The sequence below is a fragment of the Pseudomonas sp. lyk4-R2A-10 genome, assembly GCF_030209075.1.
In the GTDB taxonomy this organism is placed as follows: Bacteria; Pseudomonadota; Gammaproteobacteria; order Pseudomonadales; family Pseudomonadaceae; genus Aquipseudomonas; species Aquipseudomonas glycinae.
Genome location: NZ_JARVSR010000010.1, coordinates 58,265 through 80,233, shown reverse-complemented (window position 1 = coordinate 80,233; position 21,969 = coordinate 58,265). Strand labels below are relative to the sequence as shown.

The 21,969-nt window shown below is 60.5% G+C and carries 17 protein-coding genes; all 17 read right to left on the bottom strand.

Annotated features, from left to right (window positions below):
• Position 1: 1 nt before the first annotated feature.
• The 17 genes from QRN46_RS13695 to catC all read right to left on the bottom strand — a co-directional run bounded on the left by QRN46_RS13695 (position 2) and on the right by catC (position 21,964).
• Positions 2 to 2,389, bottom strand: coding sequence for a TonB-dependent receptor plug domain-containing protein (locus tag QRN46_RS13695; protein WP_221614908.1), 2,388 nt, complete (start codon positions 2,387 to 2,389; stop codon positions 2 to 4).
• A 389-nt stretch (positions 2,390 to 2,778) separates the two neighbouring features.
• The gene (locus tag QRN46_RS13690) at positions 2,779 to 3,444 is read right to left on the bottom strand and encodes a sulfite oxidase-like oxidoreductase (RefSeq protein WP_221614909.1); all 666 of its coding nucleotides are present in this window, start codon (positions 3,442 to 3,444) and stop codon (positions 2,779 to 2,781) included.
• A 9-nt stretch (positions 3,445 to 3,453) separates the two neighbouring features.
• Entirely contained in the window at positions 3,454 to 4,509 is a 1,056-nt protein-coding gene (locus QRN46_RS13685) for a substrate-binding domain-containing protein (RefSeq protein WP_197871566.1), read from the bottom strand.
• A 31-nt stretch (positions 4,510 to 4,540) separates the two neighbouring features.
• On the bottom strand, positions 4,541 to 5,566 hold the full coding sequence (locus QRN46_RS13680; protein ID WP_201818092.1) for an ABC transporter permease: 1,026 nt from the start codon (positions 5,564 to 5,566) through the stop codon (positions 4,541 to 4,543).
• Positions 5,559 to 7,115, bottom strand: a complete 1,557-nt coding sequence (locus QRN46_RS13675; protein ID WP_285355222.1) for a sugar ABC transporter ATP-binding protein — start codon at positions 7,113 to 7,115, stop codon at positions 5,559 to 5,561. The genes QRN46_RS13680 and QRN46_RS13675 overlap by 8 nt, the downstream gene beginning before the upstream one ends.
• 8 nt (positions 7,116 to 7,123) lie before the next feature.
• Positions 7,124 to 7,795 carry a methionine ABC transporter permease gene (locus tag QRN46_RS13670; RefSeq protein WP_007955507.1) on the bottom strand — a complete coding sequence of 224 codons (672 nt, stop codon included), beginning with the start codon at positions 7,793 to 7,795 and terminating at the stop codon, positions 7,124 to 7,126.
• The gene (locus QRN46_RS13665) at positions 7,792 to 8,592 is read right to left on the bottom strand and encodes a methionine ABC transporter ATP-binding protein (protein ID WP_201818085.1); all 801 of its coding nucleotides are present in this window, start codon (positions 8,590 to 8,592) and stop codon (positions 7,792 to 7,794) included. The genes QRN46_RS13670 and QRN46_RS13665 overlap by 4 nt, the downstream gene beginning before the upstream one ends.
• Entirely contained in the window at positions 8,589 to 9,398 is an 810-nt protein-coding gene (locus QRN46_RS13660) for a MetQ/NlpA family ABC transporter substrate-binding protein (protein ID WP_201818083.1), read from the bottom strand. Before QRN46_RS13660 ends, QRN46_RS13665 begins: the two co-directional genes overlap by 4 nt.
• A 27-nt stretch (positions 9,399 to 9,425) precedes the next feature.
• On the bottom strand, positions 9,426 to 10,478 hold the full coding sequence (locus QRN46_RS13655) for an isopenicillin N synthase family dioxygenase (protein WP_201818081.1): 1,053 nt from the start codon (positions 10,476 to 10,478) through the stop codon (positions 9,426 to 9,428).
• A 250-nt stretch (positions 10,479 to 10,728) separates the two neighbouring features.
• The gene (locus QRN46_RS13650; protein ID WP_201818079.1) at positions 10,729 to 11,124 is read right to left on the bottom strand and encodes a hypothetical protein; all 396 of its coding nucleotides are present in this window, start codon (positions 11,122 to 11,124) and stop codon (positions 10,729 to 10,731) included.
• Positions 11,125 to 11,254: 130 nt separating this feature from the next.
• Complete coding sequence (locus tag QRN46_RS13645; protein ID WP_011333757.1) at positions 11,255 to 11,518, bottom strand: PAAR domain-containing protein; 264 nt, start codon at positions 11,516 to 11,518, stop codon at positions 11,255 to 11,257.
• An 86-nt stretch (positions 11,519 to 11,604) separates the two neighbouring features.
• Positions 11,605 to 12,045, bottom strand: coding sequence for a hypothetical protein (locus QRN46_RS13640; RefSeq protein ID WP_011333756.1), 441 nt, complete (start codon positions 12,043 to 12,045; stop codon positions 11,605 to 11,607).
• Between the two features lie 8 nt (positions 12,046 to 12,053).
• Entirely contained in the window at positions 12,054 to 16,775 is a 4,722-nt protein-coding gene (locus QRN46_RS13635) for an RHS repeat-associated core domain-containing protein (protein WP_201818077.1), read from the bottom strand.
• Complete coding sequence (locus tag QRN46_RS13630; protein ID WP_221614915.1) at positions 16,772 to 19,678, bottom strand: type VI secretion system Vgr family protein; 2,907 nt, start codon at positions 19,676 to 19,678, stop codon at positions 16,772 to 16,774. Before QRN46_RS13630 ends, QRN46_RS13635 begins: the two co-directional genes overlap by 4 nt.
• Before the next feature lie 128 nt (positions 19,679 to 19,806).
• Positions 19,807 to 20,322, bottom strand: coding sequence for an Hcp family type VI secretion system effector (locus QRN46_RS13625; protein WP_169430015.1), 516 nt, complete (start codon positions 20,320 to 20,322; stop codon positions 19,807 to 19,809).
• Positions 20,323 to 20,643: 321 nt separating this feature from the next.
• Entirely contained in the window at positions 20,644 to 21,558 is a 915-nt protein-coding gene (catA, locus tag QRN46_RS13620) for a catechol 1,2-dioxygenase (protein ID WP_201820123.1), read from the bottom strand.
• A 115-nt stretch (positions 21,559 to 21,673) separates the two neighbouring features.
• Complete coding sequence (catC, locus tag QRN46_RS13615; protein WP_201820125.1) at positions 21,674 to 21,964, bottom strand: muconolactone Delta-isomerase; 291 nt, start codon at positions 21,962 to 21,964, stop codon at positions 21,674 to 21,676.
• Between the last annotated feature and the right edge of the window lie 5 nt (positions 21,965 to 21,969).

Sequence of the window (21,969 nt, the reverse complement as noted above, 5' to 3'; positions counted from 1 at the left end):
CTCAGAAGCCGTAAGTCGCGGTGGCGTAGTAATACGCGCCGTTGGTGCCGATCGGCGACAGCACGTCGTACGGCAGGTTGCCGCCGTAGTTGATGGCCGAGCCGGAGCGTTCCGGGTAGTTGTCGGTCAGGTTGTTGCCACCCAGGGCGATGCTGAATTTCGGGGTGAATTTGTAGGTCACCTCGGCGTCCAGTTGCCACACCGCGCCGTAGGTTTGCTCAGGCTGCGAGTCGCCGAAATCGAACACCCGAGTAGTTTCGCCCTGGCGGGTCAGACGCCCGAGCAGGCCCCAGTGTTCGCTGGTCCAGTTGGCGGAAAACACGAAGCGATCCTTGGGCGCGGCGTCGGTCAGGGTGTTGCGTTCCTCGACGCCGACCAGCGCGTCATTGCCGATCCCCAAGGCGGTCAGTTGCGACGGCGTGCCCTTGGTGCTGGTGACCTTGGTGTGGTTGTAGGTGTACGCGGTGGTCAGGCCCAGTTGCCCGTCGTAGAACGGCTGATGGTAGTTGAGCACCAGTTCGGCACCGTCGGTGCTGGTGTCGGCAGCGTTGGTGAAGAAGTTGACGTCGTGCACGCCCGGCACGCCGAAGTTGTCATTGATGTAGCTTTCCAGCGCGTCGCTGCCGATTCGCTGCGACAGGGTGATGCGGTCTTTGACGTCGATACGGAACACGTCGAGCGACGCATCGAAGCGTTCGTTCAACTGGAACGTCAGGCCGAGGCTGAAGTTCTTCGAGGTTTCCGGATCGAGTTTTTCCGCGCCCAGGGCACGGGCAATCGGATCGTTGACCGACAGCACGCGGATATCGGTGAGCGTGCCGCCGTCGCCGAAGTTGCTGGTGGTGTTCTGGAAGCCGCTCTGGGCCAGCGACGGCGCGCGGAAGTTGTTCGACACCGCACCGCGCAACGCCCATTGATCGGTCAACTTGTAGCGACCGCTGAGCTTGCCGGTGAGTTTGCTGCCCGCATCGTCGTAATGTTCCCAGCGCGTGGCGGCATCGACGAAGAAACGGTCGGTGAGATCACCGGACAATTCGGCGTAGGTGCCGAACACGTTGCGATCCAGATCCGACTCCTCACTCGGGCGCAGGCCGTTGGCGCCATCGGCCCCGGAACCAATATAGGAAGCCTCGTCCCCGGCAAAGGTCAGGTAGTTTTCGTAGCGATATTCACCGCCCACCGCCAGCACGAACGAGCGGCCACCGAGGCGCAATTCGCGGCTGAAATCGAGGTTGGTGGTGGTCTGGCGCAACTCATAGTCGCCAGTGTCGAAGCGGGTCGGCGAGTCCGCGCCGAGGCTGACGTTGAGGGTGCGACGGGTTGCCGATTCGAAGCGGTTGCGACCGTGGGTGACGCTGCTGTCGAAATCCCAGTCGTCGCCGATCAGGCCTTTGTAGCCGGCGGTGGCGGAGATGTCGGTGTTGTCGCCCAGCGATTGCGGCAGATAGCCGTTGGGGTAGAACTGCGGCTGCTCGGACGGGTAGCGGTAGAACTCGGCGCCGGTGGTGTGGCGTTCGTTGTAGGTGCCGAAGCTGTAGGCCTTGCCGCCGGCCAGCGGCAATTCGCCGTTGAACCAGGCGTTGACGTCCCGCGCCACGCCGTCGCCCATCACGTAGTTGCGCTGGCCCGGGGTGTCGGCGAAACCGTCGTAGCCGGCGCGGTTGGTCGGGTTGCGATCCTTGAACTCGGTGCCGCCGCGAATGAAGCCGCCCTCCTCGCCCAGCCGCATGCCGATCTTGGCGGTGGTCACGCTGTTCTGGCCGTCGGTGGTGGTTTTGCCGATCGCGTCCTGATGGGTGTGGTAGGCGCCGTAGCTGGTGGACACTTCGCCGCCTTCGGGGGCATCGTCGAGGATGATGTTGATCACCCCGGCAATCGCGTCCGAGCCATACTGCGCACCCGCGCCGTCACGCAGCACTTCGATGCGTTTGATCGCGCTGATCGGGATCGAGTTGAAGTCCACCGGCGCCGTGCCGCGACCGATTTTCGACGAGTCGTTGACCACCGCCGAGGTGTGCCGGCGCTTGCCGTTGACCAGCACCAGCACCTGATCCGGGCTCATGCCGCGCAGCTGCGCGGCGCGCACGTGGTCGGCGCCGCCGGAGTTGGACTGACGCGGAAAACTGAACGACGGCAACAGCGTCTGCAACGCCTGGCCCAGCTCGCCGCCACTGGCGCCGGCGGTCTTCAGGTCCTCGGCGGTCAGCACATCCACCGGCACCGGCGAATCCAGCACCGTGCGTGCGGTGCCCCGGGTGCCGGTGACCAGCACGGTGCCCAGCCGTGTGTCATCGTCGACGCGCGCGGAAGTCTCTTCGGCTTGCGCAGGAAGTTGCCAGATTGCACTGACAACAGCGATGGCGAGTAATGAACGCGAACGGTGAATCATGCGACAGCTCCTTGAATCGCAGTTAATAACCGGCCGCTGCCGAATCATGAAGTCTCGGCAATCAGTGCACGGCAATTTCTGCTGTAGTTTTGATATTCAGAAAGGCAGCCAACTGTGTTGAGCAACTATCGGCTGTTAGAGCGCAAGAACCCCAAAGTTAGTAGAACCCCCTGTTTACCGATGCTAGACGAGCGGTCGCCTGCCGCAAAAGAACCAATAACGCTTAGGTTATGCCCGACGAACGGAGTGTTGCCTGAGCAACACTTGTGTTTGCGCAACAACATGAACACCCAACTAACCAACAACTAATCACGCACAAAAACGCACTCCACGTTGTTGTAGAGAGCGTTATTAATCTGTGGTTTTTTTCGGTGCGAAGTTAGATGCCGTCAGTCGAAGTCCTTTTCCCGCCAGGCATCTTCGGCAATGTCCAGCGCGTCGCCGCTGAAGCGCTGCTCAATGAACGGATCGGCGTGCAAATGAAAGCCGTTGCGCTCCCAGAAGCCCGGTTGTTCCTGATCGGTGAATTCGAGCCCGCGCAGCCATTTCGCGCTCTTCCAGAAGTACCGCCCCGCCACCACCAGCCGCAGCGGCCAGCCGTGTTGCGCGGTCAGCGGCTGACCGTCGTAATGGGTGGCCAGCAGGCTGTCCGGATGCAACAGGTCATCCAGGCGCAGGTTGGTCTGGTAATCGTGATCGGCGTGGGCCATGACGAAGGACGATGTCGGCCGGATGTCCAGGGCCTGCAACAGGTCTTGCAGGTGCACGCCGCTCCAGCGGGTGTCGAACTTCGACCAGCGTGTCACGCAATGAATGTCGCATTGCAACCGGCGTTGCGGCAGCGCTTGCAGATCGGCGTAGGTCAGCTCGACCGGGTTGGCCAAAGTGCCGAACAGGCGCAGCGACCACGTCGCCAGGTCATACGCCGGCACCTCGCCCTCGTGCAGGATCGGGAAGCGCTCCGTGAGCACCTGCCCCGGTGGCAGCCGTTCGCCCAGCGCCACATCGGCTGTCGGCGAACGGCTCTTGCGCAGGCGCGCAGCCTTGTCGTGCATGTCGGTTCCTCAGTTCGCCACGGGAATCCACGGTGCCCGCGCGACATTGGCGGTGTCACCGAAGGCCGGCAGTTTTTGCCCCAGATCCCGTACGTTTTTCACGTCCAGATCCAGCAGTTGCTGACGGGTGATCAGGGTCGGCGGCACCAGCACCTTGTGCCCCGGATTTTCCCCGGCGATCAGCATCGCCAGGCTGCGCACGCTGATCGCGCCGGCCACTTGCGGATTGACCGCAGCGGTGGCGGCCCAGGCGCTGTCCGGCTCTTTCATGATCTGGATGTCGGCGGTGGAAATGTCGGCGCTGTAGATCTTCACCTTGCGGCTGAGACCGGCCTCATCGACGGCGATCTTCGCACCTTTGGCGAACTCGTCGAACGGCGCGAAAATCACGCTGATCCCCGGATTGGCCCGCAGCACGGCGCTGGCCTGATCCGCCACCGAGTTGGCAATCGGCGGATTGAGCGTGCCGAAGCGCGCCTTCTCGATGATCCCCGGATTGCTCGCCTTGACCTGGCTCCAGATCTCGTCGCGGCGCTCCATCGGCGTGAAACCACTGATGTAGACGTAACCGGCATCGAAACGGGTGCCGTTGTCCTTGACCGCTTGATCGAGTGCCAGCCGCGCCAGCGCATGGTGATCCTGCTCGACCTGAGTCACTTGCGGCGTGTTCAGGTCGACGTCGAACGCGACGACCTTGATGCCTTTGGCCAGCGCCCGCTCAATCGGCCCTTTGAGGGTTTCCGCGAGACCCAATTGCACGATGATCCCGTCGACACCGAGGTCGGCAGCCTGATCGATCATCTCGCCCTGACTGGCGGCCTGTTGCCGCGCGTCGAACACCCGCAGGTTGGCGCCCAGCGCTTCGGTCTGTTTTTCCACGCCGCGCAGATAGGCTTCAGGGAAATCCCCGGAAAACAGATAGCCGACCAGCGCGATCTGTACCTGACCTTTATCGAACGGCGCCGGTGCACCGGGCAAGGCCTTGGCTTGCGCATTGAGGGCCAGCGCCGAGAGCAACGCCCCGGCGAGGCAATGACGTGCGAACTGCTTGATTGAACCGTGCATGGATCTTTCCTTGAAGCATCAATAAAACGGCTCAGCGCGCCCGATGCGCGAGGCCGAAGGTGAACATCAGGGCCAGCACCAGCACCAGTCCCTTGACGAAATCCTGCGCGTAATACGGCGCGTTGAGCATGGTCAGGCCGTTGAGCAACGAAGCCACCAGCAACGCGCCGACCAGCGTGCCGAACGCGTTGGGCTTCTTCGCCCCGAGTACGGCAAAACCGATCAGCGCAGCGCCCAGCGCATCAAGCACCAGCCCGTTGCCGGAGCTGACATCGCCGCGCCCCAACCGCGCCGCCAGCAGCAAACCACCGAGCGATGCGAGCAGCGCCGACAGCACGTAAGCCAGCAACTTGAAGCGCTGCACCGGCGCACCGGCCAGACGCGCCGCCTGCTCGTTGCCGCCAATCGCATAGAACAACCGGCCGATGCGCGTGCGTTCGAGAAACAACCACACCGCCACCGCGACCACCGCCGTGATCAACACCGGAACCGGCACGATGTCCCACAGCCGTCCACGACCCAGTGCCAGAAACAGCGCACTGAACGATCCTTCGGCTTCGTCGCCATTGGGCAGGGTCATGCCCACCGCAATCGAGCGGCCGCCCGTGGGGATCAGTTGCACGCCGATCACCAGAAACATGCTGCCGAGCGTGGCGAGAATGTCCGGCACGCGCATCTTCACGATCAGCCAGCCGTTGAGCAGCCCCACCAGCGCGCCACCGGCCAGGCTGATCAGCACCGCCGGCACCGCGCCCCAGCCGAGCACCACCATCACGTAACTGGCTATCATCAGGCTCATCGCCGCCACCGCGCCGATCGACAGATCCAGTCCGCCGACAGCCATGGTCAGCGTCACGCCCAACGCCAGCAGTGCAACAATCGACACCGACTGCAGGATGCTGAACAGGTTGCCAACGCGCAGAAACGCCGGTTCTGCCACACTGAAAAACACCACGATCAACGCCAGCACCCACAGCAGGCCGTAGCGGATCAGCGCTTGCACGAAGCGCTCGGTCGGCGCCGGGGCGGATGACAACAGGGAACTCGAATCAGGCACTCGCTCTACTCCTTGGCGCGGCGTGAACAATAGAATTTTGCGGATCGCTGCCGGCCAGCGCGGCGACCAGGGTGGCGCGATCCAGCCCGGCACGCGGGTACTCGGCCACCACCGCGTGATCGCGCACCAGCAGAATGCGGTCGGCGATCTCCAGCGCTTCATCGACGTCCGAGCAGATCACCAGCGTGGCGCGGCCAGCGGCGCTGTCGCGCAGCAACTGGCCGATCTCGCGCCGGGCACGCACATCGACGCCCTGAAACGGCTCGTCGAGGATCAGCACCCGGCCCTCGCCGAGCAGCCAGCGACCGAGCACGACTTTCTGCTGATTGCCGCCGGACAATGCACTCATCGGCACATCGATGCCGGCGGTCTTGATTCCCAGCGCTGCGACTTGCGCCTCCACCGCCGCCGCTTCGGCGCGGTTGCGGATGAAACCGCCACGGGTGAAGCGTTCGAGGAACGGCAAGGTCAGAGTTCGGCGCAATGAAAAGTCCGCCACCAGCGATTGGCTCGCGCGATCTTCGGCGGCGAAGAACACGCCATTCTGGATTGCCTGGCGGGGCGAGCCCGGTTGCCAGTCGATGCCGTCCAGCTGCAGAGAGCCGGACACCGGTTTGCACAGCCCGAACAGCACTTCGGCGATCTCGCTTTTGCCAGCGCCGAGCAAGCCGGTCAGCACCACCACTTCGTTTTCGTGCAGGGACAGATCAAAAGCCTGAGTGCGCGGCAGGATTTTCACGTCCCGCAGTTTCAGTACTTCGCGCCCCGCCGCTCGCGGTGTGTAGACGTGGGCTTCCAGCGCCTGACCAAGCATCGCTTCCAGTGCCTCGGGCAATTGCCGGGCACTGAACTCACCGGCCAGTTGCCCGTCTCGCAACACCACGGCGCGGTCGGCCACTCGTTGCAGATCGGACAGGCGATGGGAGATGTACAGAATCGCCACACCACGGCTGCGCAAGGTGTCGATCAGCCCGAACAGGCGCTGCGCTTCGGCGTCCGACAGGGCCGCTGTCGGCTCGTCGAGAATCAGCAGGCGCGGTTGCAGGGCGAAGGCGCGAGCCAGCACCACCAGTTGCCGCTCGGCCTGGCCGAGGTGCTCGATCGGTTGCTCCAGCGGCAGCACCAGACCGAGCCCGGCGGCGATGCTCGCGGCGCGTTCCAGCAGGCGTTTGCGATTGAGCCAGAAGTCGGCGTCGGGGCGGCACAGTTCATCGAGCAGCAGGTTTTCCGCCACGCTCAATCCGGGCGCGATGCCTTCGTTAATCTGCTGATGAACCGCGACAATACCGAAACGGCGGGCCGACAGCGGCGAACTGAAATGCCGGTGCTGGCCATCGATCCGGATCTCGCCGCCATCGTGGGTCTGGCTGCCGGCGAGGATCTTCACCAGCGTCGATTTGCCCGCACCGTTGGCGCCGAGCAGCGCCACCACTTCGGCGGGAAAAATATCCAGGCTGACCCGGTCCAGCGCCCGGTTCGAGCCAAAGGTCTTGCTCAGTTCACGTACACGAATCAGTGGCTCGGAGACCACAGCGACAGGCGCACCCATAAAATTCCTTAACGTCGATGAGCCAGCGAACGCACCAGTCGATCGCCCAGGCTTTGCACACCCTGGACGAGGATGACCAACACCACGACGGTGGCGACCATCACTTCATTGTTGAACCGTTGATAGCCGTAGCGGATCGCCAGATCGCCGAGTCCGCCGCCACCGATGACCCCGGCCATGGAAGAAAAGCCGATCAGCATCACCAGCGTCAGGGTGATGCCCGCCAGCAAGGCCGGCAGCGCTTCGGGCAACAACACTTTGAAAATCACATGGCGGATGTCACCGCCCATGGCGAGGATCGCTTCGATCCGGCCCTTTTCGACTTCGTCCAAAGCGTTCTCGACGATCCGCGCAAAAAACGGAAAGGCGCCGATGGTGATCGGCACCACGGCGGCGGTGCTGCCCAAGGTGGTGCCGACCACCAGCCGGGTCAGCGGGATCAGGGCAATCAGCATCACCACGAACGGCAGCGAACGCCCCAGATTGATGATCGCGCCCAAGGCTTGATTGAGCCTCGGCAACGGGTACAGGCCCTGACGCCGACTGATGAACAGCAACACCCCCAGCGGCAAACCGATCAGCAAGGTGAACAGCCCGGCGAGCAGCACCATGTACAGGGTTTCGCCGGTGGCGTTGAGCACCAGTTGCAGGATTTCATTCCAGTCGATCACGCGGTTCATGAGTGGGCCGCCCGTACGCCGTATTGCCGCAGAAAACTCAGGCCGGGCGCGTCATGCCCCAGCGGCAAGCCGCAACTGGGGCGCAGTGAAGCACCGAGGGCGGACTGCGGATCGGCGAGCAATCGGGCCACCGGTCCCGCCTCCACCAGTTTTCCATTGGCCATGGACGCGGCGTGATCGCAGATCGACTTGACCACGTCCAGTTCGTGGGTGATCAGCACGATGGTCAAACCGAGCTGGCGGTTGATGTCGCGCAACAGTTCCAGAATCGACGCGGTGGTTTCCGGGTCGAGGGCGCTGGTGGCTTCGTCCGACAGCAGATACGCCGGCCGCGCCGCCAAGGCCCGGGCGATCCCGACCCGCTGCTTCTGCCCGCCGGACAGTTGCGATGGAAAGGCTTCAGCCTTGTCGCCCAGCCCCACCAGATCCAGCAGTTCCCGAACCCGTTCATGGCGCTGTAGCTTGGCAACCTTGGCGATTTCCAGCGGCACCGCGACGTTGTCGAACACGTTGCGCGAATGCAGCAGGTTGAAGCCCTGAAAGATCATGCCGATGCGCTGACGCTGGCGGCGCAACTCACGGTCGGACAGCGCCGTGAGGTCTTCGCCGTCCAGCAGAATCCGCCCGGCATCCGGGCGTTCGAGCAGATTGAGGCAACGCAGCAACGTTGATTTACCCGCGCCGCTGCGCCCGAGAATCCCGTAGATCGCGCCATCGGGAATGCTCAACGACACCTGATCCAGCGCCGGGATCGACGCTGACGGATAGGTCTTGCTCAACTGCTCGACGACGATCATGGCTTGGCATCCGCCACCGGGATCACCGAACCCTTGAAGTTCTCGGCGATGTATTTGGCGACTTGCGGCGAGGTCAGGTCCTTGGCCAGTTGCTGAATGCGCGGATCATTTTTCAGTTTCGGCGTGGTCACCAGAATGTTGGCGTACGGGTTGTGCTCGGCCTTCTCCAGCCCCAGCGCATCCTTGGCCGGCACCAGCCCGGCTTCCAGCGCGTAGTTGCCGTTGATCACCGCCAGGTCCACGTCATCCAGCGCACGGGGCAGTTGCGGCGATTCGATTTCGAGGATCTTCAGCTGTTTCGGGTTTTCGGCGATGTCCTTGGGCGTCGCCTGATCGGCCGCCGGGTCATTGAAGCCAGGCTTGAGTTTGATCAGGCCGTTGTCCTGCAACAGGTACAGCGCACGGCTCAGGTTGGTGACGTTGTTCGGCACGGCGACCGTACCTTTGTCTGGCACCTGGGCGAAGGTTTTGTGGCGATGGGAATAGATGCCCAGCGGTTCGATGTGCACCGTGGCGGCCACCGCGAGTTTTTCGCCAAGGGCCTTTTCCTGGGATTGCAGGTACGGCAGATGCTGGAAGTAGTTGGCGTCCACATCGCCGTGCACTAAAAGTTCGTTGGAGTTCACGCCCTGCGGGATTTCGATCACCTTGAGGTTGAGCTGCGGATCGAGTTTCTGGATGTACGCCAGGATCTGCGCGTGTGGCACCGGGTCCGCTGCAACGCGCAATGGTTCGAGCGCCTGGGCACTGAACGAAGTCACCAGCGCGCCGAGGACGGCCAGGGTCAAGCCTGCTTTTTTCAACATGGAAAGAGTCCTTCTGCGAGTGATGGATCAGGCGTTGGCGGTCTTGCGCAGCGGTGTGCTGGTATTCGACGCATCGGCATAAAAACGCTGCGCGACATCGGGATGGGAGCGCAGTCGGCCCTTCAGGTAATTCCAGCCGACATCGCGAAACAGCGGATTGAGCGGATCACTCGCCGGGCCACGCGCCTCACGCAACAGCGCCGTCGGCAAGGGGTACAGCGGCACTACCGCATCCAGTTGCGCGCCGAGGAAAAACGCGATGGACAATCGCTCGCTGCCCACCGGCGGCGACACCACCCGATGTACCGTGGCACGCAGGTAACCGTTGGTGGCCAGCTCCAGCAGCTCGCCGATGTTCACCACCAGCGTATTGTCCCGAGGCAGCGCATCGATCCAGCGCCCCTCTTCGATCTCCACTTGCAGACCGGCCTGCTGGTCTTGCAGCAGGAAGCTGAGAAAACCCGAATCCTTGTGCGCGCCGACGCCCTGATTGCTCGCGGTCGAGGCTTGCCCCGGATAGCGCATCAGCTTGATGTGTTCGTTGGGTTTGTCGCCGTACAACCGGTCGAAAGCGTCTTCCGGCAAGGACAGCGCCTGAGCGAATGCGCGCAGCAGGCGCAGCGACATTTGGGTCATCGCCTGCTGCCAGTCGAGCAACAGCGGCTTGAGTTGCGGCAACGCTCCGGGCCATTGATTCGGCCCTTGCAGCCGCGCCCATAACGGACTGTCAGCGTTCAACGGCAAGACGTCGCGCTCGGCGCCCAGATCGAATTGCTCACGCTGATCGGGCTGGCCACGGGTGATCTCGGAAGCGGCGCGGTTGTAGCCGCGAAAGTGCGGTGAATTGATCATGCCGACGGCGGTTTTCTCGCTGTCAGGCAAGGCGAAGAACTGGCGTGCGTAGTCCTGCACTTGCTCGAGCAGGCCGGCGTCGATGCCATGGCCGGTCAGGTAGAAAAAACCCACATCGCGGGCGGCGTGGCGCAAGTCATCGAGAAAGGCCTGGCGTTGCGACGGTGTACCGTCGAGCAGGGAGAGGTCGAGGATGGGTAACGCGGTGATGTCTGAGGTGTGCGGCATGATTCACTCCCGTGTGAATCAAACCTGAAGAGTCCGTGATCGATTCAGCGTGTGCCGTCATGGCAATCGGGAGGTCTATCGGTTTGATGCTTTTGATTCGTCTATGAAACAAAACTAAACGATATTAAAAACACCGAACAAATATCTTTTTTGCATTAGCTTAGTTCGGTCTATCGAGCGGCTCGACTGACCTCAGGACCGACCACGGCAATCGGCTTGCCGTTACCGTCGGCCCTGAATCAGCTGACGGCTACAGACCGACGCGCTTCAACCCTTCGCGCATTCCCTGATCCGCCTGTTCGCACCATTGTTTGAGGGTGAGGTTCGGCGGCAGGTTGCTTTCCAGACTCTTGTATTCCCCATCCGTGAACACTTCGCCTTTACGGCCAGACTGTTCGTTCTTGTCGCCGTCACGCTTGTCGAAATCGCCAGGCATGTTGCCCACGAATGCGGCCATCTTGTTGGCGTTCTCGGTGCTGTCCGCTTTCAGAAACCCCTTGTCGACGCAGCTTTTGATCAGGCCTGACATGTTGCGACCGTTGTCGTATATCCCTTTCAAAGTGGCGGCGTCTTGCCCTTCGGCGTAGGCAAGCGTGCTGGTGCCAAACGCGGCTGCCATGGCGAGAATCAAAGAAGCGGTCTTCATATTTATTCCTTTAAATGTTGGAGCGTTTTGAGCTCTTTTTGAGGTGAAGCATGTTTTGGGTGAAGCATGTCTTGTTCAAATAACGCGCCGAAAAGGCCGCGTCATGGAGACGGCAATTACAAATATCGATTTAGCTGACAACGGCCCCTTTGGGCCCGCTGGCAATCAGCGCCGCCCCACAGGCTGTTTTCATACCGTCCAGCGCAATGGGTGTGCCATCGACGGTGTAGGTGCTGCTGCCCTCGGCAATCGGAAAAATCCCTTTGCACAACGGGCAACTGACCTTGTGACCGACCCCGGCAATCGGCTTGCCGTTGAGATCGGTCCGGGAGAAGGCTTCGAGGACTTTGCCACCGTGGGTGGTGGAGTCGCCGAGGCGGATTGCGTCTTTCATGTTGTCTCTCCTTTGACCTGACTTCTGGCATGCCAAATGGCGCCGTGGAATCCATCAAACGTGAAAACGGCGGGCCTTGAGTCGTATCAGGGGAAGTAGCTATCGATCTCGGGATACTCATCCAGGAACTCATCACTTCGAATAAAGGCGTCAAGATCCGGGGACTTCTTCGCAGCCGCGACAATCGCCTTGATCTTCTCTGCGTTGTCCGAGTTCACGACACGACCGATCAGAATAAGAGGCCATTCCTTGCCACTTGCCTGTCTTTGCAACGTTGAGAAGTTCACCGCAAGCCTTTCAGCAAAAACGCCCGCTTCAGCATGATCAAGAACACCCACCACGCGCTCTTGCACACCGTAGTCGTCTTCATCGCAAAAGGTCGACAGTAGTACATCAATGGTTTTTGCATCGAGTTCGTCGCGGACACTGCTCACGAGCGCCGAGAACTCACGAGCATCTTCCGGGTTCTCGTAGCGATCCAATGAAACCAGTTTATCTCGCCACATTTTGAACGCTTGATCATTCATGGTTTCTCTCACTTATCCAGAAATTTACGGCACTTGGCATACGCCAGCATTTCTTGCATTGCTTCATTGTACTTTCTGGGTTGTCCGACCTGAGTGGCTACACGGCGCACATCTCTGATCTCCATCGCCATTGCACCTCTCATGTCTCCCACTTCGATTTTTGACTGAACCTGAGCTCGATAGGCTTTTCCGGGATTACCCTGGTGGCCGTGACTCATTGTTTGGCTATGGTCATAGGGCTCCATTTGTATTGCTGGCCCCTGGCTTCTCTTAATCGGACTGGTGCTGTCTGCCGGCATGTGATGCGACTCGATCCCCGAGGCCGTGGTGCCTCCGTAAGATCCACCTCTGAATGGCCCGGTTCCTTCAGGGTTGCCTTTCTTCAGATCGGCACACGGACATCTTGCCAAGCCTAGCGGGTCAATCCAGCCCAGTGGACTCGGCGCATATACAAAGAGGTTCAGCCCACCGTCATAACCGATGGGATCTTTGCTGATGAAGCGTCCAATCAACGGATCGTAATAACGATAACGATTGTAATGCAGCCCCGTTTCATGATCGTGATATTGCCCCTGGAGGCGAATCGGGTTGCCAATACCCTGTTGCTGCGCCATTGGCGAACGCTGCTCAGACACGCTCCCCCATGCCTTGTACTGAGCGCTCCAGGCTATTTCGCCATTCTGGTCGGTCAACTCCAGAGGCGTCCCCATTCGGTCGCATTGATACCAACTCAACACGTCGATTGGCAGTGCCACAGGTACGTGGTTCCACAGCGGGTCGTCCTCCAATTGATACTCGCCGCTGAAGTCAGGCTGCCCCATCAGAATGATTGGCTGGTGTCGCAAAGCTTGCGCAACCGGAATGTAAGTACCCGGCTCATAGATGTAATGCACCGTGCGTCCGGGATCACCATCCAGCAGAGCCGGACTGCTCTCCCAGGCCAGCGTATCGCCGTCCCAGCCATACAATGTGAAACCACAACCCGACTCTCGCTGCTTGCGGACAAACTCATTGTCGTTCCACTGTGATCCGGCTTCAGGCCGTCGCTTGAAATGCGCAGTCGAGTTCTTGTAAAGACGGCGTCCCAATACATCGTAGGCATACTCGACTTCCAGTCGGGCATCATCAAAGTGAACCAAACGGTCGAACAAATCCCAGCGCATTCTGGCGATACTGCCGTTGTGCCAACGCTGTATCAGATTGCCTCGATCATCGTATTCATAGTGGGTACCCGAGTACTCGCGCAGCAGGTTGTCCACCCGCTTGCTACGCATCGGGTCCTGATCCAGAGGTCGGCGCATCTGTTCAACCGGCTCATCAAGCAAGTTACCGGCAGGATCAAAGGCGAAAGTTTCCACACCCTGTCGACTCGCCGCCTTGATCAGGCGCCCCACCGGATCGTACTGATACGTCAGCGGCCCGCGTCGCGTGTCGTTGAGAAGGATCAGTTGGCCCGCAGGATCATATTGATATTCACGCTTGAGCAACGTGCGCTTGTCATCGCTACGACCCAACAATTGCTCCTGCAACTGCCCAGCCGGGTCCCACTTCTGCGTCTGCAATAAATGGTTGCCCTGATGACGGGCGATTTCGCGATGCAGATCATCACGCTCCCAGGCCAGCAACTCGTGGTCATCCACTTTCAATCCCAGCAAGTGCCCGCTGCCGTAGGTCATCCAACTGACTCTTTGGCCATCCGGACGCACAGTCGCTACTCGCTGATTCAGGGCATCGTATTCATGTTGCCAGACTGCGATCCGAGGCTGCTCCAGACTCAGATAATGCTGATGTTCACGCAGCAGGTTGCCCGCCGGATCGTGGAACCACTGCAAGCGACTGTGATCATTTTCAGCCAGTGTCATATTGCCGTTGCCATCGTAGGCAAATGTTTCACTTTGTACCTGTTCGCCCAGACTCGCACGGCGCTCTATCAGACGGCCCATCAGGTCGAATTGGAAAGCCACTCGCCGCTCGCCATCAAGCTTGCTGCTCAAACGACCTGATTCAGTGTCGTACTGGTAGCGCGTAATATGGCCGTCGAAACCTGTTTCCTCCAATAACCGCCCCATCGGATCGTAGTGAAAATGGGCGCTACGCTCATTTTCGTTCTCCAAAGCGGTCAAACGACCGAGACGGTCCCAGCGATAGCGCAACGTTTGCTCAGCCGCATCCACTCGCTCGGCGATAAGGCCGGCGGCGCTGTAGTTCCAGGTGGTGCAGCGGTTCAGGCCGTCGACATGGGCCAACAGTCGCCCTTCGGCATCGCGACTGAAACGCTCCTCAGACTTGTCCGGATGCCTGATCAACACCAGTTGACCTGCCACATACTCATACTCGGTGCTTTGCCCTGCCGCATCGGTAAAGCAAATCAACTGACCCAGGCCGTTGTACTCCCAGGTACTGGTTTTGCCGGAACAATCGGTGTACCCGGTCAACTGACCGGCATCGTTGTATTCGAATTTCTTCTCTGCTCCGTTAGCATCCTTGACGGTCTCCGGATAACCGGCAGATGTGTAGGTGTACTCCGTCTTGTTACCCAGAGGATCGACAGCTTCCACAAGATTGCCGCTGTCGTCATAAGCTCTGGTCCACTGTCCGCCCTCTGCATCACTAACCTTGATCAGTTGGTCCAGATCATCGTATGCGTAATGCATTACGGTGTTATCGGCACGGATGTGTTCGAGAAGATTGCCACGCTCGTCGTAGCTGAACCGATCAACGCTTCCATCGGTGTGGACATGTCGCACGACATTTTTGGCCTCATCGCGGAACAACCACTCCGAACGCTCATCCGGATGACGGATACGGTACGTGTAGCCAAGAATGTCGTAGTAGTGCCAGGTCTCATTGCCGTGAGCGTCAGTGACGTAGGTCAGACGAATGTTTTCGTCCCACTCAAGTCGAGTATCGAAGCTTCCATCATCCGCCCATTCACGAATCGCTTTGGCATCGGAGCCGTCCCCCTGCCATTGCAAATTCATGCCCCGCCCGGTCCGGTCGGTGTATCGCGTGATCAGATGGCTGCGAAATTCATAATTCCAGGCATAACCGTTTTCATCCCGTGCCTGAACCAGATCGCCCAACGCATCATAGTGATAGGCACACAGTTGGCGCTGAGGAATGCCATCGGCGATCTCCCACAAACCTGTCAGACGTCCGTGGTCATCGATCAGTGTTCCGAGTTGTAGATGAACCTTTGTAACGTCCCCCTGATAGGTGAGCAGGTCAGAGAGCACCGGCTCATCACCATGCATGTGCTCATAGTGCAGCATGATTCCAGCACCGCTGCGCAGCTCGATGCCGGCGAGCAGAAAGCGTGCCCCACGACGCACGTAGGTCTCCTTTCGCTCGACGCCGCGGCACAGCAGCAATTGATTTTCACCTGAGCGAATCAGAGTCAGGTTTTCAATCGGGTCATGATGGGCTTCGCCGACTTTGGGCAACGCAAACTCATGACTTCGGCCATCGGCCGCATGAAAGACCAACCCGTCATCCACATAATCGAAACAAGTGGTGAACTCGTTGATCCAGCGAGCACCCAGGCTGCCTTTGTCGTAGGCCTCCAGATTCGAGTAATAAGTACGGTTCCAGACGACGGGAAACGGGCCCGGCAAACGGAAATCCGTGTGGGTGATGGTTTCCGTGCCGCGTGCAAAGCTGATGTTTCTTTTCGTGCCTGTCGGGACGCGATTCTTGCAATCACTGGCATCAGAACGGGCTCGAGCCTGGCTTTGCTGCAACTCCAGTTGGCCTTTGCCGGCGCGTTGTTCTGCCTTGCTCGTGGCCCCCGGTTTGACACTGGCGGCCTGACCATGAGAGCGACGTTTGCGCCAAGTTACTACAGAGCCCGCCAACATCTGCAACAGCCAGCCGATGGAATGCTGAACGCCCGGGTCACCAAGCTTTTTCATCTGGGATTGCAGCTCCACCCCCAGCGTGCGAAGCATCGATGTGTTGCTCAGTACCAGAGCCTTGGCTTTCTCCGGCAGCAAGTTCTTGGCGGCACTGTTGGCAACGCCTTTGCCTGCAGCCTTGTAGGCACTGAAAGCGGCACCGAAAATGTTGCTGATAGCCGCCTTGGGGTCATGCAACAACTGACCGCGCGCCGCCGTGATTTTCGAACCGGCCGCATTGAGGTCTCCCTTCGCATCGAGCTTGCCGTTGACCACCTTTTCCAGGCCCTTGGCGATCTCGTTCACCGCGCTTTGACCCAGTTTTCCAGCGTCGTCGAGAATGCCCGCCAGTTTGGGTTGTGCCTGTTTGACGAAGTCATCGATGGTGCCGACGATGGTCGCGTTCAGATGCCCGATCAACACTTCAATCAGAGAGTCCCCCAGCAGCATCTTGGCGCTGTTACGCAGTTCCTGACGCACCAGCCCCAGGGTCGGGCGTAGTGTCATGCGCGCAGAAGCCATGGTCGGTGGCGCAGGCAATACACCAATCAGGTTGATACCCAGGCTGACCCAATCCAGCACTTGACGCTGTTTGCTTTTGGCCAGGGTGACGATGTCTCCGAGGGCATCAACCAACGCCATGATGTTGCCCACGACAGGAAGAGCACCCGCGACGTTCTTGACCCGATCGAGTGTGACGACACCGCCGCTGATGGACTGCAACCAGGCATCGAATTTGGCAGCGCCGCGTCCGACATCCTGAATATCGATCGTGTTGAGGGGTACCACCGCGACTTGCGGCTCACGCTGTTTCGCACCACCGCCCCCAGTTGTCATGACAGCACCTCACCCGCCAGCAATTCCGGAGTATTCAAAGCAGGTTTTGGAAGCGTCGGCACCGGCAGACTCGGCAACTTGCCCGCCTTGCTCGCCGCCCCGAGGATTCCCGACGCACTCGGCATCGCCGCACTCGCCAGTTTCGGCAGCCCGGCCACCCCGCCCTGCACCACACCTTTCACCTGCTGCGCCGTTTGCATCGCGCCTTGTGCGGTCTGCATTGCACCCATCCCTGTCTGTGCCAATTCCTTGCCCTTCTCCAACATGTCCCAGTTCTTGCTCGGCAGCGCCTGCGCCACCATCGCCTGCACCTGACTCGGAATGTCTTCGGCCCCCGGCGGATTCAACGGCCATTCCGGTTTACCGATGTAACTGCCTTCACTCCAGGTATCCGCCGGATCCTTGCCGAACAGCACCCGCGCCGGCCCCGGTGCGGCGCCGGCGACGCTGGCGAAGCCCTTCGCGTCGAGCTTGCCCTTGATGCTTTTGCCCAAGGCATCGATGACTTCGTAATCGCCGTCCTTGATGCCCTGACGCCCGGCGTACTGGTTGAACAATTCAAGGTTGCCCTTGCCCGGTTTCGGCGGTTCCGGGAAAACGCCCGCCAGGGATTTCGCCCCGGTATAAGCGAAGTTCGCCGCGTGGGCGGTGTACGGGCCGCTGGTGGCGTGGGTGATGCCGCCGGCGTTGTAGGTCGTGGCGCTGCCGCCACCCTGGATCACCAGTTCGGTCTTGGCGGTGATGGTGATGCGGTCGGCGTTCGCGGTGATGTTGAGCTTGGCCAGCAGGTTGATGCTGTCCTTGAGTGCCTTGACGTCGATGTCGCCGGACGCCGCCACCAGCCGCCAGCCCATGCTCTGCACGAACAGGCGCATGCCGCGACTGGCGCTGGCCAGCAGGCGTTTGCCGATGGAAAAACTGGTGTGGCCGGTGCTGCTCAGCGCCAGGTGTTCGCCGGTGGCGATGTGGCTGGAGCGCGGTGTGGTCAGGGCGATGCCGGCGGGGCTGGCGAGTACCAGATGCGGCTCGGTGAATTCGGGGAATTCGTTGGCGGTGAGGTTCGCAGGTCCCGAGCCGAGCACGCCTTGATGCTGCGCGTGCAAGGCCTTGGCCACGTCGTCCTGATCGCCGGCTTCCTGGGCCTGAAGCTCTTTGGCCTGCGTGGCGAAACCGTCCTGTTGATCGCTGGCGGTGGCCAGGCGTTCGGCGGTTTCCGGCAGGTCCTTGTGGTGTTTCGATTCGTTCGGACGCGGTTCGGTGGTAATCAGCAGACCGGCTCCGGCACGCACGGCGCCGTGGCGGTCGGTTCTTAACTCAAAACCTTCACCCCGAGGCTGACCGCCGCTTGGGCGCGGGTGGGTCAGGTAACCGAGGTTGATCGCGCTCGCGCCGTGATCGCTGCGCAGCGCGATGCTGATCTCGCTGGTGGTGTCGTCGATGCGCAGTTCATTGGCGCGGCTGCCCTTGTATTCCTTGCTCTTGACCGTGGCCAGGGTCTTGAAGTCCGGCAGTTTGTACGGCGGCAGGTTGGCGCCGTGGTACAGGCACCCGGTGATCAGCGGCTGGTCGGGATCGCCTTCGAGGAAGGTGATCAGCACTTCCATGCCGACCCGCGGAATGTTGATCGAACCAAAGGTCTCGGCGGCCCAACTGGAGGCCACGCGCATCCAGCAGGTGGTCTTGTCGTCGTGCTGGCCTTCGCGGTCCCAGAAGAACTGCACCTTCACCCGACCGTATTGGTCGCAGAAGATTTCTTCGCCTTCGGGGCCGGTGACCACGGCGCTTTGCGAACCGAGGACTTTGGGTTTCGGGTGGTCCAGCGGCGGACGGTACGGCACGTCCCACGGGATCGCGTTGAAGCGGTTGCGATAGCCCTGGTGGAAATCGTCCTTGTGATCGGTGGTGTCGCTGGTCACCGACTCTTCCAGCACTTGCGGCTGCTTGCCTTCGTGGAAGATTTCGGTGAGCAGCCACAGATCGTTCCACGTCGGATTGGCGTGGTCGGTCAGGGCCAAAAAATGCCCGGTAACCAGAACCGGCTGGTCGCTGTTGCCCTCGGCCAGGCGATAGTCACTGCGGTGGCGTTCGAGATTGCGATTGGCCAGGTGCTTGCCGCGCTCGCGGTCCACGAAACGGCCCGGGTAGTCGTAATCTTCCAGATCCGGCTGGGCGCTGCTCTTGGCGTCGCTTTCCAGCTCGATCTTCGGTTTGACGAAGTCGTAATCGCGCCGCGTGGTGCGGCTGGTGCGGGTGGCCAGGCGCAGGCCGAAACGCTTGACCACCGGTTTGTCCGCCACCAGCCCGGAGTCCTGCTGATAGGCCACCGGCGCCAGTTTCGGGAACACCGTCTGGTCATCGCCGAAGGTCAGTTTGTGGCCGCTGGACGTGTGCTGAAAGTGGTAGTGAATCCCCTCCTCTTCGCACAGGCGCTGGACGAAATGCAGGTCACTTTCATCGTACTGCGTGCAATAGATGCGCTCGGGGTAAACCGCGCTCAGCTGGAAGTGGTAATCGCTGGCGAGAATGCCGTGTTCTTCCAGCACCTGGCTGATGATTTGCTGCACGGTCATCTGCTGGAAGATGCGCTGGTTGAAGCGGTGCGCGAGGTATGAAAGCTGCGGGCGCAGGGAAATCCTGTAGCGGGTCAGGCGCTTGCCCGCCTCGCCCTGGGCGATGCTGTAGATCAGCCCGTGAATACCGGTACCGCTCGGCGAGAGCTGAAGAAACGCCAGTTTGTGCAGCAGGCTTTCGAGGTTGATCGAGGCCTTTTCACTGACCAGTTCCAGCTCGAATTCGAAGGGCGTGTTGAGGGCTTCCCGACCGGTGAACGACAGCACCTGAAAATCGCTGTCCGCGCCATCGATGGTCAGGTTGAAATGAGCCTGGTTGGCCGGTGAGAACATTCCCTTGTCCCTCGTGCTGTGCTGCAGCGCACGCCAGATCAATAAGGATCTGACGCTGAAAATTCTTTGAGTAGTGAAGGTGCCTCGACCGGCGAAACCGGCCGAGGCGATACAACCATCAGTCGCGATTAAACGACCGGAGCACGCCAGTCATCGGAACCCGAAGTACCGGAGACTTCGTGGGTCCAGGTGATTTTGCGGTAGGTGAACTGCACTTCTTCCAGATGAGTGAAGTGGGCGTTCGCCGGGTCCTGGCAGTTGTGCATTTTGTTGTTGATGGCGACGATGATCGCGTCTTCCAGTTTGGTGGTGTAGTAGTGCTCCTGGGTGCCTTGCGCCGAGGTGCGGTACCACTGGATGACGATTTCGCTCATGCGCTCGCCGGAAGTCAGAGCCGCTTGCAGCAGCGGCGAAGCCTTGTCGTAGACCTTGGTGATCACAACTGGCTTGTGCACGCGCTGACCGGTTGGCTGACCGGATTGCGGGTCACGCGGGATGATCACGTCGTGGGTGAACGCCTGAACCATGACTTGGTCTTCATGACCTTCCTGGTAGGTGTTGCCAACGGAGTCGGCGGTGAACGCGCCGGCAGTGATCAGGCCTTGTTTTTCGCCGGTAACCGACATGTACGCTGGTGTTGCCATGGGGTGTGCTCCTTGCTCAAAAGACAGGACCGGACGGCGTGATTGCCTGCCCAGGTGGCCAAGGAGATATCAAAAGTCGTGCCAGCCACATCAGGGCTTTTACCCATCAAAGACTTACGATGCTTGCGTGGGATAAGTTCGTTTTTGGCTGTAGGAAACAGCGAAAAAGTGCGCAAGAAGTTGCGCAGTGCTGTGCAACTTCTTGCGCACTTGGCTGTAAGCCCCGATATAGAGAGCTTGCCGTGGCTTTCACCGTGATTTTATTACGGGCAACTGCGCAACTTTTTGCGCAGTTCAGCCAATCCCATCAGAACTCCGAAATCAGGCTTCCTGCAACGCCCGTGGCCGCTGACTGCGCTGTTGCGCCGCCGCATCCGGCGCCTGCTGCAACTGGAAGTCGAACTTCAACTCGGCTCGGCGTCCCGCTGCATCCTCCAGAAACTCGACCTCCCCGACCAACCCTTCACGGGTCGCATACGCGAAGTCATCCCACAGATATTTGTCCCCGGACAGATTGATCTGCGTCGTCAGATGCCGGTGTCCCGGTGCGGAAATGAAGAAGTGAATATGAGCCGGGCGCTGGCCGTGGCGGCCGAGCAGGTTCAGGCATTCCTGGGTCGGGCCTTGCGGGTCGCAGCCGTAACCGGACGGCACGATGCTGCGGGCGCGATAGCGGCCTTCGGCGTCGGTGATGATCCGCCGGCGCAGGTTGTATTCGGACTGGCTCTGGTCGAAGAACGAGTAAGTACCTTTGGTGTTGGCGTGCCACAGGTCGACCGTGGCGCCGGCGAGCGGCTGGCCTTGCGGATCGAACACCTGACCTTCGAGCAACATCAGCGTGGCGATGCCCTCCTCGCTGCCGTCGTCCATCCGGCATTCCCCTTCGTACAGCGGCGCGCCGGCCACGTACAACGGGCCTTCGATGGTGCGCGGCGTGCCGCCGGTCAAGCCGATCTGCGCGTCCTTGGCGTCCTGCAGCAGGTCGAGGAAATGCTCGAGGCCGAGGCCGGCCACCAGCAGCCCGGCTTCCGAGCGGCCGCCCAGACGGTTGAGGTAATCGACGGCTTTCCAGAATTCGTCTTCGCTGATCTCAAGGTCTTCGATGATCCGGGCGGTGTCCTGCAACACTCGCAGGACGATGGTTTTCAAGCGCGAGCTGCCGCCATCGTTGGCAAAACCGGCGGCTTCTTCGAAGAATTTTTGCAGTTCGGCAGTGTGGGCAATCTTCACGGTCATGGTGTTCACCTCATCTTGTTGTTGTGTTTACTCGGCTCTCTCGGATCAACCACATTCCCTGTGGGAGCTGGCTTGCCAGCTCCCACAGGTTTCAGCGGTGGATTCATTTTTGGGCTCAGCGGTCGTCGGTGTGGATCGACGAGGGATGGCGGCAGAGGCCGTCGATCTCGATTTCCATGTAGGGAAACAGCGGCAGCAGCATGAGGGTGTCGTGCAGCGCTTCGACGCTGGGCACGTCGAACACGCTGTAATTGGCGTAGTGCCCGGCGATGCGCCATAGGTGGCGCCACTGGCCTTCGCGTTGCAGGCGCTGGGCGAGTTCCTTTTCGTCGGCCTTGAGTTTTGTGGCAACGGCCTGATCCATGTCGGCGGGCAATTTCACGGTCATTTTTACGTGGAACAGCATGGCGT

Bases quoted from the DNA above. Each gene is read 5' to 3' on its own strand.
- QRN46_RS13695 (WP_221614908.1), bottom strand. From the start codon at position 2,389: ATGATTCACCGTTCGCGTTCATTACTCGCCATCGCTGTTGTCAGTGCA.
- QRN46_RS13690 (WP_221614909.1), bottom strand. From the start codon at position 3,444: ATGCACGACAAGGCTGCGCGCCTGCGCAAGAGCCGTTCGCCGACAGCC.
- QRN46_RS13685 (WP_197871566.1), bottom strand. From the start codon at position 4,509: ATGCACGGTTCAATCAAGCAGTTCGCACGTCATTGCCTCGCCGGGGCG.
- QRN46_RS13675 (WP_285355222.1), bottom strand. From the start codon at position 7,115: ATGGGTGCGCCTGTCGCTGTGGTCTCCGAGCCACTGATTCGTGTACGT.
- QRN46_RS13670 (WP_007955507.1), bottom strand. From the start codon at position 7,795: ATGAACCGCGTGATCGACTGGAATGAAATCCTGCAACTGGTGCTCAAC.
- QRN46_RS13665 (WP_201818085.1), bottom strand. From the start codon at position 8,592: ATGATCGTCGTCGAGCAGTTGAGCAAGACCTATCCGTCAGCGTCGATC.
- QRN46_RS13660 (WP_201818083.1), bottom strand. From the start codon at position 9,398: ATGTTGAAAAAAGCAGGCTTGACCCTGGCCGTCCTCGGCGCGCTGGTG.
- QRN46_RS13655 (WP_201818081.1), bottom strand. From the start codon at position 10,478: ATGCCGCACACCTCAGACATCACCGCGTTACCCATCCTCGACCTCTCC.
- QRN46_RS13650 (WP_201818079.1), bottom strand. From the start codon at position 11,124: ATGAAGACCGCTTCTTTGATTCTCGCCATGGCAGCCGCGTTTGGCACC.
- QRN46_RS13645 (WP_011333757.1), bottom strand. From the start codon at position 11,518: ATGAAAGACGCAATCCGCCTCGGCGACTCCACCACCCACGGTGGCAAA.
- QRN46_RS13640 (WP_011333756.1), bottom strand. From the start codon at position 12,045: ATGAATGATCAAGCGTTCAAAATGTGGCGAGATAAACTGGTTTCATTG.
- QRN46_RS13635 (WP_201818077.1), bottom strand. From the start codon at position 16,775: ATGACAACTGGGGGCGGTGGTGCGAAACAGCGTGAGCCGCAAGTCGCG.
- QRN46_RS13630 (WP_221614915.1), bottom strand. From the start codon at position 19,678: ATGTTCTCACCGGCCAACCAGGCTCATTTCAACCTGACCATCGATGGC.
- QRN46_RS13625 (WP_169430015.1), bottom strand. From the start codon at position 20,322: ATGGCAACACCAGCGTACATGTCGGTTACCGGCGAAAAACAAGGCCTG.
- catA (WP_201820123.1), bottom strand. From the start codon at position 21,558: ATGACCGTGAAGATTGCCCACACTGCCGAACTGCAAAAATTCTTCGAA.
- catC (WP_201820125.1), bottom strand. From the start codon at position 21,964: ATGCTGTTCCACGTAAAAATGACCGTGAAATTGCCCGCCGACATGGAT.